Annotated in this window: 12 protein-coding genes; 7 read left to right on the forward strand and 5 right to left on the reverse strand. The window is 69.2% G+C overall.

The features are described 5' to 3' along the window. Positions 1-10: 10 nt before the first annotated feature. From AC0QSG_RS12570 to AC0QSG_RS12580, 3 genes are all read left to right on the forward strand, one after another. Positions 11-2,542, forward strand: a complete 2,532-nt coding sequence (locus AC0QSG_RS12570; RefSeq protein ID WP_475375624.1) for an ATP-dependent Clp protease ATP-binding subunit — start codon at positions 11-13, stop codon at positions 2,540-2,542. An 85-nt stretch (positions 2,543-2,627) separates the two neighbouring features. Further along, positions 2,628-3,140 carry an amino-acid N-acetyltransferase gene (locus tag AC0QSG_RS12575; protein WP_475375625.1) on the forward strand — a complete coding sequence of 171 codons (513 nt, stop codon included), beginning with the start codon at positions 2,628-2,630 and terminating at the stop codon, positions 3,138-3,140. Between the two features lie 168 nt (positions 3,141-3,308). Beyond that, entirely contained in the window at positions 3,309-3,572 is a 264-nt protein-coding gene (locus tag AC0QSG_RS12580) for a hypothetical protein (protein WP_475375626.1), read from the forward strand. A gap of 113 nt (positions 3,573-3,685) precedes the next feature. Here AC0QSG_RS12580 and AC0QSG_RS12585 read toward each other — a convergent pair whose 3' ends face one another. Beyond that, the gene (locus AC0QSG_RS12585) at positions 3,686-4,135 is read right to left on the reverse strand and encodes a hypothetical protein (RefSeq protein ID WP_475375627.1); all 450 of its coding nucleotides are present in this window, start codon (positions 4,133-4,135) and stop codon (positions 3,686-3,688) included. Positions 4,136-4,161: 26 nt separating this feature from the next. After that, positions 4,162-5,193 carry an HhH-GPD family protein gene (locus tag AC0QSG_RS12590; protein ID WP_475375628.1) on the reverse strand — a complete coding sequence of 344 codons (1,032 nt, stop codon included), beginning with the start codon at positions 5,191-5,193 and terminating at the stop codon, positions 4,162-4,164. 91 nt (positions 5,194-5,284) lie between these two features. On the opposite strand from AC0QSG_RS12590, the gene AC0QSG_RS12595 reads away from it, so the two are divergent. Then, positions 5,285-5,962: a hypothetical protein gene (locus tag AC0QSG_RS12595; RefSeq protein WP_475375629.1), complete on the forward strand. Its 678-nt coding sequence runs from the start codon at positions 5,285-5,287 to the stop codon at positions 5,960-5,962. On the opposite strand, the gene disA is transcribed toward AC0QSG_RS12595, so the two are convergent. The 3 genes from disA to AC0QSG_RS12610 are packed head-to-tail and all read right to left on the reverse strand — an operon-like array spanning position 5,963 to position 9,655. Then, entirely contained in the window at positions 5,963-7,039 is a 1,077-nt protein-coding gene (disA, locus tag AC0QSG_RS12600) for a DNA integrity scanning diadenylate cyclase DisA (RefSeq protein ID WP_435727627.1), read from the reverse strand. 57 nt (positions 7,040-7,096) lie between these two features. Further along, entirely contained in the window at positions 7,097-8,476 is a 1,380-nt protein-coding gene (gene radA / locus AC0QSG_RS12605) for a DNA repair protein RadA (protein ID WP_475375630.1), read from the reverse strand. Between the two features lie 51 nt (positions 8,477-8,527). After that, a complete protein-coding gene (locus AC0QSG_RS12610; protein WP_475375631.1) occupies positions 8,528-9,655 on the reverse strand; it encodes an FUSC family protein in 1,128 nt (375 codons plus the stop codon). Between the two features lie 227 nt (positions 9,656-9,882). Between AC0QSG_RS12610 and AC0QSG_RS12615 the strand changes: the two genes are divergently transcribed. From AC0QSG_RS12615 to pstA, 3 genes are all read left to right on the forward strand, one after another. Beyond that, complete coding sequence (locus tag AC0QSG_RS12615) at positions 9,883-10,992, forward strand: phosphate ABC transporter substrate-binding protein PstS (protein ID WP_475375632.1); 1,110 nt, start codon at positions 9,883-9,885, stop codon at positions 10,990-10,992. Positions 10,993-11,198: 206 nt separating this feature from the next. Beyond that, positions 11,199-12,131, forward strand: a complete 933-nt coding sequence (gene pstC / locus AC0QSG_RS12620; protein WP_435727631.1) for a phosphate ABC transporter permease subunit PstC — start codon at positions 11,199-11,201, stop codon at positions 12,129-12,131. Beyond that, complete coding sequence (gene pstA / locus AC0QSG_RS12625) at positions 12,131-13,252, forward strand: phosphate ABC transporter permease PstA (protein ID WP_475375633.1); 1,122 nt, start codon at positions 12,131-12,133, stop codon at positions 13,250-13,252. Before pstC ends, pstA begins: the two co-directional genes overlap by 1 nt. Positions 13,253-13,269: the final 17 nt, after the last annotated feature.

Genomic DNA, 13,269 nt, shown 5'->3' on the forward strand with positions numbered 1-13,269 from the left:
AGTGTGCCGCATGTTTGAGAGATTTACCGACCGTGCCCGTCGCGTTGTCGTGCTCGCCCAAGAAGAGGCGCGCATGCTCAACCACAACTACATTGGAACCGAGCACATCCTGCTCGGCCTGATCCACGAGGGCGAGGGGGTCGCCGCCAAGGCGCTCGAGTCGCTGAACATCTCGCTGGGGGCCGTGCGCGAGCAGGTCCAGGAGATCATCGGCCAGGGCCAGCAGGCGCCCTCCGGCCACATCCCGTTCACGCCGCGCGCCAAGAAGGTCCTCGAACTTTCCCTGCGCGAGGCGTTGCAGCTCGGCCACAACTACATCGGCACGGAACACATCCTGCTCGGCCTGATCCGCGAGGGCGAGGGCGTCGCCGCCCAGGTCCTCGTGAAGCTCGGCGCCGACCTGAACCGCGTGCGCCAGCAGGTCATCCAGCTGCTCTCCGGCTACCAGGGCGGCAAGGAGACCGCCGGCGCCGGCGTCGGACAGGGCCAGCAGGAGGGCACCCCGGCGGGCTCCGTGGTCCTGGACCAGTTCGGCCGCAACCTCACGGCCGCCGCCCGCGAGGGCAAACTCGACCCGGTGATCGGCCGCGAGTTCGAGATGGAGCGCGTGATGCAGGTGCTCTCGCGCCGCACCAAGAACAACCCGGTGCTCATCGGCGAGCCCGGAGTCGGCAAGACCGCCGTCGTCGAGGGCCTCGCGCAGTCGATCGTGCGCGGCGACGTTCCCGAAACCATCCGGGACAAGCAGCTGTACACGCTGGACCTCGGCTCCCTCGTCGCCGGATCCCGGTACCGCGGCGACTTCGAGGAGCGCCTGAAGAAGGTGCTCAAGGAGATCCGCACCCGCGGGGACATCATCCTGTTCATTGACGAGATCCACACCCTCGTCGGCGCCGGCGCCGCGGAGGGCGCCATCGACGCGGCTTCCATCCTCAAGCCGATGCTGGCCCGCGGCGAGCTGCAGACCATCGGCGCCACCACATTGGACGAGTACCGCAAGCACATCGAGAAGGACGCCGCGCTGGAGCGCCGCTTCCAGCCGATCCAGGTCAAGGAGCCCTCCGTGGAGCACACCACGGAGATCCTCCGCGGCCTGCGCGACCGCTACGAGGCGCACCACCGCGTGTCCATCACGGACGAGGCGCTGGAGGCCGCCGCGCAGCTGGCGCACCGCTACGTGTCCGACCGTTTCCTCCCGGACAAGGCGATCGACCTGATCGACGAGGCGGGCGCGCGCCTGCGCATCCGCCGAATGACGGCGCCGCCGGCGCTCAAGGCCATGGACGAGGAGATCGCCAACGTGCGCCGCGAGAAGGAGGCGGCCATCGATTCGCAGGACTTCGAGGGCGCCGCGTCGCTGCGCGACAAGGAACAGAAGCTCCAGGACGCCCGGGCCGAGAAGGAAAAGGCCTGGAAGAACGGCGACATGGACGAGATCGCCGAGGTCGACGCCGAACTGATCGCCGAGGTCCTCGCGAACTCCACCGGCATCCCGGTCATCAAGCTCACCGAGGAGGAGTCCAGCCGCCTGCTCAACATGGAGGCGGAGATCCACAAGCGGGTCATCGGCCAGGACCAGGCCATCAAGGCCATCTCGCAGGCGATCCGTCGCACACGCGCCGGGCTGAAGGACCCGAACCGCCCCGGCGGCTCGTTCATCTTCGCCGGCCCGACCGGCGTCGGAAAGACCGAGCTCGCCAAGGCCCTTGCCGAGTTCCTGTTCGGCGAGGAGGACGCGCTCATCACGCTGGACATGTCCGAGTACTCCGAGAAGCACACGGTCTCGCGGCTCTTCGGCGCCCCTCCGGGATACGTCGGCTACGAGGAGGGCGGTCAGCTCACCGAGAAGGTCCGCCGCCGCCCGTTCTCCGTGGTGCTGTTCGACGAGGTGGAGAAGGCCCACGCTGACCTGTTCAACTCGCTGTTGCAGATCCTCGAGGACGGCCGCCTGACGGACTCCCAGGGCCGCGTCGTGGACTTCAAGAACACGGTGATCATCATGACCACCAACCTCGGAACCCGCGACATCTCCAAGGGCGTCATGACCGGCTTCCAGTCGGCGACGGACACCAAGACCGGCTACGACCGCATGCAGGCCAAGGTCCAGGAGGAACTGCGCCAGCACTTCCGCCCGGAGTTCCTGAACCGCGTCGACGACGTGGTGGTCTTCCCGCAGCTGACCCGGGAGGAGATCGTCAAGATCGTCGACCTGTTCGTGGCTCGCCTGGAGAAGCGGATGGTGAACAAGGGAATGCACGTCAGGCTTACACCCGCCGCAAAGGTGTTGCTGGCCGAACGCGGCTATGACCCCGCCATGGGTGCCCGTCCGTTGCGCCGCACCATCCAGCGCGACATCGAGGACCAGCTTTCGGAGAAGATCCTCTTCAATGAACTGGTCACCGGCCAGACCGTGACGGTGGACGTCGAGGGCGAGGGCGACGACGCGAAGTTCACCTTCGTCGGCCACGTCGAGGACGCGGCCATCGAGGGCGCGGACGAACCGGCGGCCATCGAGGGCCACCTGACGCACGACGGCAAGTAGTCCCGGCGGCACACCGGCAGCTATGCACGAGGCCCGCTCCGCGCTCATGCGGGGCGGGCCTCTCCGCGCGCCTAAGATGGGGCGCATGACTTCGTTTTCCATCCGCCGGGCACGCACTCCGGACGTCGCGGGCATCCGCAAGCTCGTTAAGCCCTTGGCCGACGACCGCGTCCTGCTGGAGAAGGAGGCGGTGGCGTACTACGAGAACCTCCAGGAGTTCTTCGTGGCGGAGGCGCACGACGGCGGGATCGTCGGGTGCGGTGCGCTGCACGTGATGTGGGAGGACATCGCGGAGGTGCGCACGCTGGCGACCTCCGGCGCCTGGCGCGGGCGCGGCGTCGGCAAGGCGTTGCTGGATAGGCTGATGGAGGAGGCGCGGGACATCGGCGTCGGCCGGGTCTTTTGCCTGACGTTCGAGGTCGATTTCTTCCGGCGCAACGGGTTCGCGGTGATGGCGGACCAGAGCGTCGTGGACCCCACCGTCTATTCCGAACTGCTGCGCTCCACCGACGAGGGCGTGGCCGAATTCCTTGACCTGGCGCGCGTCAAGCCCAACACCCTCGGGAACACGCGGATGATCGCGGTGTTGCCTTCTTAGATGATGGGTCGGCTGTTCACCGCGAATTCGACAAAATGGGTGGACAGGGAGTCTCCGGCGTGCCTACGGTGGAGGCCGCGCACCACCGGCCACCGCCTCCAGCGGACGGTTCCGGGGCGCGTGGGACCGAATATCACCACATGAAACACCAACGAAAGTAGGTCGACGATGGGCTTCGGAGACAACCTCGGCGGACTCGGCGAACACGCGGAGAACCTCAAGAACGAGCACGGCGACAAGATCAACGACGGTGTTGACTCGTTGCAGGAGCAGCACGGCGACAAGCTGGGCGAGCACCAGGGCAAGGCGGACGACTTCATCGACGGCGCGCAGGAGCAGCACCTCGGCGGTCAGGACGGCGACCAGCAGCAGGGTCAGCAGGGCGACCAGCAGCAGGGCAACCCTGACGGCGAGAACCGCGGAAACCAGTAGTCCCCGCGGCAGTACCGCAACACGGGAAGTCCCCGCCGGCCATGTGCCGGCGGGGACTTCCCGGTGTGGGGCCCCTGCGGGCCCGGGCCTCCCGTCGGCGCTGATCCGAAGGGTCAGTCCGGTACCACCCGAGACTCCGGCGCCGTGAGCACGCCGCCTGAGATGCGCAGCGTGGTCTGGAACCGCGTCTGTTGGCAGGAGCCGGCACCGGACACCGCGTTCGTCCCCACGACTTCGGCGGCGAATGGCCCGAACCCCCGACCCGCGACGGTCGCCGTGAGTGGCCCGGCGGCGAACCCGTCCACGGGCCAGGACCCCGTCAGCGTCCCGTTGGGCACGGAGACCGCCGAACACGGGGCATCGTGCGCATCCCCGGCGCAACCCAGGTCCACGGAGTCCATGCCGGGCGTCAGGTGGATCTGCGCGGAGCGGCACGCGCCGTCTTGGCAGGCCTCGACGAGTACGCCGGACGGCGGTTTATCCGGGACCGAGTCGGCCTCCACCAGCACGATGAAGACCAACGGCGCCGTCCCCGCGCGGAGACCCGACCGACGCGTGGACATGGTTTCAGGATAGGCGCGGAACACCCCTAGTGCGGCAGGGCGACGCCGTCCGGCCCCTCGTGCGCCAGTCCGTCGGACAACAGGCCCCGCAGGCAGCCTTCGCGCTGGGGAGCCGCGGCGGGCAGCTCCGTCAGGCGCCGCCACGCGGCCTCCGCGCCCCCGCCGCCGGGGAGCGCGGCGGCTTCGCCCGGCGCGGAGTCCCGGGTGCCACCGGAGAACACGACGTCGGCGACTCCGACCAACAGGTGCCGGGGCACGGGTCCGTCGCAGGCACGCAACACACCCATCATGGCGCCGCGCACCTGTCGGTCCGTTCCCGCCCACGCTTGCCCCTTGGGGACGTAGTGCGGCTCGGGCCGGCCCGCGGCAACCCACGCGCACGATTCCAGCACCGGGCATTCGGCGCAACGCGGCGACCGCGCCGTGCAGACGAGGGCGCCCAGCTCCATGACGGCGGCGTTCCACGCGTTGGCCAGCGCACCGCCGTCGTGCGCGGAATCCGGCATCAGCGCCTCGGCGAGCCGGGCCTCCCCGGCCGTGTAGCTCGGTTCGGGGAGGGCGCGCCCGGAAACCAGGCGGGCGTGGACGCGGCGGATGTTCGTGTCCACCACCGACTCCGGCCTGCCGAACGCGAAGCTGCCGATGGCTGCGGCCGTGTACGCGCCGACGCCGGGGAGGGCCAGAAGCTCGGCGTGCGAGTCGGGCACGGCGCCGTCGTGGTCCTCGGCAATGCGCTGGGCGGCTGCGTGGAGGCGCAGGGCGCGACGGGGATAGCCCAGGCGGCCCCACGCCCGCAGGGCCTCCCCGACCGGCTCGGAGGCGAGATCGGCCGGCCGCGGCCAGCGGGCCATCCATTCCGTCCATACCGGGGTCACGCGAACCACGGGTGTCTGCTGGAGCATGAACTCGCTGACCATCACGCCCCAGGCGGTGCGATCGTCCCGTCGCCACGGCAGATCGCGGGCGTTCAGGGCATACCATTCGGTGACGCGGCGGTGGAGGCCGGCGGGCGGTTCGGCGTGCGCGACCGGCCGGGCACGTTCTGCTTGAGGGGGCACGGTGCTCCTGGTTCGGGTGGTTGCGGCATAAATACCCTAGCGTCCGGCGTGGGAACCACCGCGCGCAGTGGGTCTTCCATAGCCTAGAGGCATGGCAAACCAGCAGTCGCGATCGGGTGCCGGGCGCCCCAGTTCGGAGGTGCTCCGACGGCGGCGCACGGTCGCCGCCGTATTGGCGATGGTGGTCCTCGGGCTGCTGGCGTGGGGCGTCGTCGCCTTGGCCGGCCTTTTCGGGGCCAACGCGGATCCGGACGCCGCCGGGGGCGTGGCCGCGCCGTCGTCGGCCGGGTCCTCTGTGTCGACGTCCTCAGGGTCCGCGTCCGCTTCCCCGTCCGGCGCCGAGGGATCGCCGTCGGCCTCGGCCTCGGAGGAAACGGCGCCGGAGGACTGCGGGGCGGGGAACATCTCCGTCACGGCGGACACGGACCAGTCCGCCTACGGGGCCAACGAGGACCCGGTCCTGGTGATGTCCATCGAGAACACCGGGGATGCCGAATGCACGGTGAACGTCGGAACCGCCGAACAGGAGTTCACGGTGGTCAGCGGCTCGGACCGCATCTTCTCCACCGTCGACTGCCTGGCGGAGGCCACCGACGTCGAGGTGTCGATCGCCGCGGGCAAGACCGAAACCGCCCGCTTCACGTGGGAGCGGCTGCGCAGCGCGCCGGGATGCAAGACGGTCGAGGCCAAACCGCGGCCCGGAACCTACGTCTTCACCGCCAAGCTGGGCGAGACCGCAAGCAACAGGGCGCCCTTCACGCTCCAGTAGTTACATGAACCGGTCCAGCAGGCTGGACTCCGCCACCCGGGACAGGCCTTCGCGGACCGTGCGCGCGCGCTGCTCGCCGATTCCGTCCACGGCCATCAGGTCCTCGATGTTCGCCGCCATCAGGTTCTGCAGGCCGCCGAAACTGGCCACGAGCCGGTCCGCGACCGCGCGCGGCACGGCCTTGATGCCCGCCAGCAGGCGGTACCCCTTGGGGTGCAGGACGGCGTCGAGCGAATCGGTCCCGGGCGTGAAGCCCAGGACGGTGGAGATCTTCCCCAGGTCGATCATGTCCGCCGACGAGAATTCGTGGAGCCTGGACAGTGCCGCCTCGATGTCCTGTGGCTCGCTGCCGAGCTCGGAATAGTCCTTCAGCAGCAGGTCGCTGCCGGCGCCCAACCCCGCGCTGAGTTCGTCCAACTGCAGCGCGAGCAGGCGCCCGTCGATGCCGAGTTCCAGGACGTACTGCGCGATCTCGTCCGAGATGCGCCGCACCATCTCCTGCCGCTGCAGGACCACCGCCACGTCGCGGACCGTCACCATCGCCTCGATCTCGAGCGCCGAGAGCGAACTGGTGACCTGGTCCAGCCGGTTCCGGTAGCGCTCCAGGGTCGCGAGGGCCTGGTTGCCGCGCGCGAGGATCGGCTCGGAACCCTCGAGGACGTGGCGGATGCCCTGAATGTAGATGGCGATGATCTGCATGGACTGGGAAACGGAAATGACGGGGAAACCGGTCTGGATGGCGACGCGTTCCGCGGTGCGGTGCCGCGTTCCCGACTCCTGCGTGGGAATGGTGTGGTCCGGAACCAGCTGCACCGCGGCCTTCAGGATGTTCGAACCGTCGCGGTCGCACACGATCGCGCCGTCCATCTTGGCCAGTTCACGCAGCCGCGTGGGGGAGAAGACGATGTCGATGTCGAAGCCGCCCGAGGAGATGCTGTCGACGGTCCGGTCTGACCCCAGGACGATCAGGGCTCCGGTGCGCCCGCGGAGGATCCGTTCCAGTCCGTCTCGCAGGTGGGTGCCCGGGGCGACGCGGGCGAGCGTTGTCCGCAGCGCTTCTTCGGGGCTCTTGGGCATGGCGGTTCCTTCCGGCGGTTACCACCATCGTATGTGCCGCCCGCCCGGGCGCGCGCGTCAGGCCCGGAAAGCCACCTCGAGCGCCTCGGTCAGCGTGCTGACCTGCCACACGCGGAACCCTTCGGGCACCTGGCCGGGACCGTTCGGGGAGGCGGGAACCACCGCGTAGCGGAAGCCCAGCCGTTCCGCCTCGGTGATGCGGCGGGCGATGTCCGGCACGGGGCGGACCTCCCCGGCCAGGCCGACCTCGCCGAAGGCGATGAACTGGGACGGCAGCGGCCGGTCCAGCTTGGCGCCGGCGATCGCCAGCGCCGCCGCCAGGTCCACGGCGGGCTCGCTGAGCTTCACGCCGCCGACCGTGGCCACATAGGAGTCCAGGGTGGACAGGTCCAGGCCCGCCCGGCTCTGCAGCACCGCCAGGATCATGGCGGTGCGCGCCGAGTCGAGTCCGCTGGTGGCCCGGCGCGGCTGCGAGTTGGCCGTCTTGGCCAGCAGCGACTGGACCTCCGCGACCAGGGGGCGGCGACCCTCCAGCGTCACCGTGATGCAGGTGCCGGACACGGGCTCCTTGGTCCGCGTGACGAAGAGGCCGCTGGGATCCGCGAGGCTCTCGATCCCGGTCTCGGTGAGGTCGAAACAGCCCACCTCGTCCGTGGGGCCGTAGCGGTTCTTGATGGCCCGCAGCAGGCGAAGGCGCGAATGGCGCTCGCCGTCGAACTGGCACACCACGTCCACCAGGTGCTCCAGGAGCCGGGGTCCGGCGATCGAACCCTCCTTCGTCACGTGGCCGACCAGCAGCGTGGTCATGTTCCGCTTCTTCGCGGCGTTGATCAGGGACGCGGCGACCTCGCGCACCTGCGTGACGCCGCCCGCGGCGCCGTCGGTCTCCGACGAGGAGACGGTCTGTACCGAATCGACGATCAGCAGTTCGGGATCGAGGAGTTCGATCTGGCCCAGTGCGATCCCCAGGTCGGTCTCCGCCGTGAGGTAGAGCGTCTCGGCGACGGCGTTGATCCGCTCGGCGCGCATCTTCACCTGCGCGGCGGATTCCTCGCCGGTTATGTACAGCACGCGGCGCCTGCCGCGGGCCGTCCGGGCGGCGACGTCGAGCAGTAGCGTCGACTTCCCCACGCCCGGTTCCCCCGCGAGCAGGATGACCGCGCCCGGGACCAGCCCGCCGCCGAGCACGCGGTCGAGTTCGCCGACCCCGGTGGGTCGGTAGCCGGCGACGGAGGAGTCGACGTCGGCGATCGGCAGCGCCGGGCGCGAAATGGTGGCCGCCGCCGTCGTCTTGGCGCCGACCTGTCCGATCTCGTCGACGCTTCCCCAGGCCTGGCACTCGCCGCACCGGCCCACCCACTTCGCGGTGGTCCAACCGCATTCGGAACAGCGGTAGGCGGGGCCCGATTTCGCGCGGGTGGAGGTCTTGGTGGCCATGGAGAACGACTCTATCCGCTCGTCCCGACAGCCCGGTGTTCGCCGTGCCGCCTAAAGTCCGGGCAGGTAGCCGACGGCCTCGTCGTGCTGGATCCCGGCGGCCTCCATCAGGTCCACGGTCATCGGGCGCAGGAGCAGCACCAGGCCCTCTCCCTGCACCCCCGCGACGTTCAGGGACTGCGGATTCAACAGCGTGGCGCAGGCGGCCAGGTCCTTCCTGGCCGTGTGCTCGGCGCGGTCCCGGCCGGCCTGCTGCGGTTCCGCGACGGAGCGGGCCAGCACGTCCACGGCATCGGCGAGCTCGTCCAGCAGGGGTGAGAGTTCCTCGATGGCCTCGTCGCTCAATGCCGCGTGGTTGATGACCGAGGCGAGCCGGCGCGCGAAGACCCGGGAGTTGCGCACCGCGAGATCGGCGTTGCCGGCGATCCTCCGGAGACGGATGAGCTCGCCGCGCTGGCGGCGGAACGCGGGCGACATGGTCGCGATCTCCTGGGCCCCGCGCACCGACGCGGGGATGGTGTTCATGAGTGACTGAGTGCCGCGCGCGCGGACCAGGGCATGCCAGGCGAGCGTCGAATCGGACTGGCGCATCGCCGTCGAACTGTCCCGCAGGACCCCGGCCAGCTCGGTCAGGAGGCTGCGTACCTCGTGCGCCGGCTCGCGGCGTGGATCCCGCGGTGTCAGAACGGTGATCGCGAGCGCGACCACCCCGCCGACGATCGCGTCCGCGCTGCGGGAGAACACGCCGTCCTCCGGGGCCGGCAGGAGGACCACGAGCAGCGCCTGCAGCCCCAGCTGCGTGCTGAAGATGGTCCCGCTGTCCAGGAAGCGGGCGACGACGAGCGAGATGAAAACGACGAGGGCCGCCTGCCAGAGGCCGGTGCCGAGGACCGAGAGCAGGACGTCGCCGATCAGGATGCCCAGCGTGCACCCGAAGGCGACCTCCAGGGTCCGCCGCATGCGCGTGTCCCGGCCGAACCCCAACGCGATCATGGCCGACGTCGCGGCGAAGAGCGGGCCCTCGTGGCCCAGGACGATCTCCGCGAACCAATACGCCGAGACGGCGCACACGGTGATCTGGACGATCTTCAGCAGGGACGACCTCACGCGCAGCGCGCCGACGCGGGTGCGCCGCGCGGCGAACGCGGCCAGTCTGCGCAGGGGGTTCGCCGGGGTCATGCCTACAGTTTGCCGTATGCGCGGGGTGACGCGAATCTCACGTGACCGCGAGAGGGCCGCAAGCTAGCCGAAAAGCGTGGAAATAGTGAGCTTTGGCCCTGTTGCGGGGCAGCTGTTCACCCCGTGTTCACCTTCGCCCGAACATTTTGTTACCTCGCCCCCATAGTGTCGTTGGCGAGCGATCCCCACCGTTTCCGTTCAATCCCGCTTAACGAAGGAAAAAAATCGTGAAGGTTACCCGTTTCGGCAAAGCCGCAGCAGTCCTGTCCGTCGCAGCACTCGGCCTGACCGCCTGCGGTTCCGACAACGCCACCGGTTCGGCCGGCGGCGACGCCCCGGCCGGGGACTCCTCGGTCTCCGGCACGCTGACCGGCATCGGCTCCTCGGCCCAGAACGCCGCCATGGACGCCTGGAAGGCCGGATTCTCCGCCCAGCACAGCGGAGCGTCGCTGCAGTACTCCCCGGACGGCTCGGGCGCCGGCCGCGAGGCGTTCATCGCCGGCGCCGCCGAATTCGGCGGCTCGGACGCGTACCTGAAGGACGAGGAGATGGAGGCCGCGAAGGAAGTGTGCGGCCCCAACGGCGCGATCAACATCCCCGCCTACATCTCCCCGATCGCGATCGCCTACAACCTCGAGGGCGTCGATACCCTGAAGCTCGACGCCGACACGATCGCCAAGATCTTCAAGCAGGAGATCACCAAGTGGAACGCCGAGGAGATCGCGGCCCAGAACGAGGGCGTCGAGCTCCCGGACACCGCCATCACCGTGGTCCACCGCAGCGACGAGTCCGGCACCACCGAGAACTTCGTCGAGTACCTCGCGGCCGCCGCCAAGGACGTGTGGACCTACGACGTCTCCGGAGACTGGCCCTCCGCCATCCAGGCCGAGAACGCCAAGGGAACCTCCGGCGTCGTCTCCACGACGACTGCCACCGACGGCGCCATCACCTACGCCGACGCCTCCGCAGTCGGCGGACTGGGCACCGTGAGCGTCAAGGTCGGCGAGGAATACACCGAGCTGTCCGCCGAGGCCGCGGCCAAGGCCGTCGAGACGTCCACCCCGGTTGCGGGCCGCTCCGAGAACGACATGTCGCTGGACCTGAAGAGGGACACCACCGAAATCGGTTCCTACCCGGTGGTCCTGGTGTCCTACGAGCTCTTCTGCACGTCCTACGAGGACCAGGAGACGGTTGACCTGGTCAAGGCCTTCGGCGAGTACGTGGTCAGCGAGCAGGGCCAGGACGACGCCGCGAACTCCGCCGGCAGCGCGCCCATGTCCGAGTCCCTCCGCGAGCGGGCGCTGGCCGCGATCGACTCCATCGAGGGCGCATCCTAGCCATCGGGCGTCCGCGGGCGCGGTACCGGCCAATGTTGGTGCTGATCGGCCCGTGTTGTACTAATAAGTAAGCGAAGTGGGCGGTCCCGTCCCGCGAGACCCGTGGTCGCGCAGGACGGGACCGGCCGTTCGTCCCCTCAAGACAGCGCGTCCGCCCGCCGGATCCCCCCACAGGGCAGCGGACGCCAAAGGACCGAAAGGTCGTTATGACTACCAGTGCGCTGACAAGCCGCGGGAGGTCGGGACAGGCCGGAGACAAGATATTCTCCCGGCTTTCCCTGTCCGCCGGCATCCTCATCCTGGTGACGCTCTTCGCCGTTGCCATGTTCCTGCTCGTGCAGGCCATCCCCGCCTTCCAGGCGGACCCCGCCGACATCAGCGGCGGGGAGGGTTTCTTCTCCTACATCTGGCCCATCGTCGTGGGAACGGTCATCGCGGCCGCCATCGCGATCCTCATCGCGACGCCGATCGGCATCGGCGTGGCCCTGTTCATCTCCCACTACGCCCCGCGCCGTTTCGCCGCGGGCCTGGGCTACGTGATCGACCTGCTGGCGGCGATTCCGTCCGTTATCTACGGCGCATGGGGGTACATGGTCCTGGCCCCGGCCCTGGTGCCGGCGTTCGAGTGGCTGTCCCGGAACGCGGGCTTCATCCCGATCTTCGAGGGCCCCGCCAGCCAGACCGGTAAGACCATGCTGACGGCCGGCATCGTGCTCGCCGTCATGGTCCTGCCCATCATCACCTCGCTCAGCCGCGAGATCTTCCTCCAGGCGCCCGGCCTGCACGAGGAGGCCGCCCTGGCGCTCGGCGCGACCCGCTGGGAGATGATCCGCATGGCGGTGCTTCCGTTCGCGCGGCCCGGCATCATCTCCGCCGTGATGCTCGGCCTCGGCCGGGCCCTCGGCGAGACCATGGCCGTGGCGCTGGTGCTCTCCACCGGCGGCCTGATCCCGTCGCTGATCAAGACCGGCAACCAGACCATCGCCGCCGAGATCGCGCTGAACTTCCCGGAGGCCTTCGGCCTGCGCCTCGCCGAACTCATTTCCGCGGGCCTGGTCCTGTTCCTCATCACCCTCGCCGTGAACATGATCGCCCGCTGGATCATTGCCCGGCACAAGGAATTCTCGGGAGCCAACTGATGAGCCACACAAACACCATGATTCCCGAAACCACCGCCTCCCGGCGCAACCGCCTGTCCAAGGGCAGGCTCCCCCGCTGGGCCATCCCCGCGGTCGGCGCCGGCGCGCTGATCGTCGGCGCCGCGCTGTCCACGCTCATCGGCTTCAGCGTCGCGACGTTCCTGATCCTCGCCGCCGTCCTCTTCGTCGTCGCCGCGACGGCCACGACGGTCGCCGTCGAGGGGCGCCGCCACGGCGGCAACGCCTTCGCGACCTACCTGGTCTACGGCGCCTTCCTCGTGGCCCTCGTGCCGCTGATCTCCGTCATCTGGACGGTGCTCGAGCGCGGAATGCCCGGGATGACCTACGACTTCCTGTTCACGTCGATGAACGGGATGACCGGAGCCATCGACAACGAGACCGTCGAGGCGGGAACGCCCGTGCTCGGCGGCGCCTACCACGCCGTCGTCGGGACGCTGCTGATCACCCTGTGGTCCACCATCATCTCGGTGCCGATCGGCATGCTGGCCGCCATCTACCTGGTGGAGTACGGAAAGAACGGGACACTGTCGCGCGGCATCACGTTCTTCGTCGACGTCATGACCGGCATCCCGTCGATCGTGGCCGGCCTGTTCGCTGCGGCGCTCTTCGGGCTCCTCTTCGGTCCCAGTACGCGCATGGGCATCGTTGCCGCCGTCGCACTGTCCGTCCTGATGATCCCGACCGTAGTCCGCGCGACGGAGGAGATGCTCAAGATCGTCCCGAACGAACTGCGCGAGGCCTCCTACGCGCTGGGCGTGCGCAAGTGGCGCACCGTCACCAAGGTCGTCATTCCGACGGCGATCTCCGGCATCGCGTCCGGCGTCACCCTGGCGATCGCCCGCGTCATCGGCGAAACCGCGCCGATCCTCGTGACGGCCGGCCTGGCGAACGGGATCAACTGGAACGTCTTCTCGGACTGGATGTCGACCCTGCCGACGTTCATCTACTACCAGATCCTGACGCCGACGTCGCCGACCAACATCGACCCCAGCGCGCAGCGCGCATGGGCCGCCGCCCTGCTGTTGATCGCCATGGTCATGGTGCTCAACCTCGGCGCCCGCCTGATCGCCCGCATCTTCGCTCCCAAGTCCGGCCGCTAGGCCGCCAAGCATTCAGC

This window comes from Arthrobacter sp. LT660 (assembly GCF_056172845.1).

Coding starts and splice junctions, on each gene's coding strand:
- pstC (WP_435727631.1), top strand. CDS start 11,199: ATGACTACCAGTGCGCTGACAAGCCGCGGGAGGTCGGGACAGGCCGGA.
- AC0QSG_RS12570 (WP_475375624.1), top strand. CDS start 11: ATGTTTGAGAGATTTACCGACCGTGCCCGTCGCGTTGTCGTGCTCGCC.
- radA (WP_475375630.1), bottom strand. CDS start 8,476: ATGGCCACCAAGACCTCCACCCGCGCGAAATCGGGCCCCGCCTACCGC.
- disA (WP_435727627.1), bottom strand. CDS start 7,039: ATGCCCAAGAGCCCCGAAGAAGCGCTGCGGACAACGCTCGCCCGCGTC.
- pstA (WP_475375633.1), top strand. CDS start 12,131: ATGAGCCACACAAACACCATGATTCCCGAAACCACCGCCTCCCGGCGC.
- AC0QSG_RS12575 (WP_475375625.1), top strand. CDS start 2,628: ATGACTTCGTTTTCCATCCGCCGGGCACGCACTCCGGACGTCGCGGGC.
- AC0QSG_RS12585 (WP_475375627.1), bottom strand. CDS start 4,135: ATGTCCACGCGTCGGTCGGGTCTCCGCGCGGGGACGGCGCCGTTGGTC.
- AC0QSG_RS12580 (WP_475375626.1), top strand. CDS start 3,309: ATGGGCTTCGGAGACAACCTCGGCGGACTCGGCGAACACGCGGAGAAC.
- AC0QSG_RS12595 (WP_475375629.1), top strand. CDS start 5,285: ATGGCAAACCAGCAGTCGCGATCGGGTGCCGGGCGCCCCAGTTCGGAG.
- AC0QSG_RS12610 (WP_475375631.1), bottom strand. CDS start 9,655: ATGACCCCGGCGAACCCCCTGCGCAGACTGGCCGCGTTCGCCGCGCGG.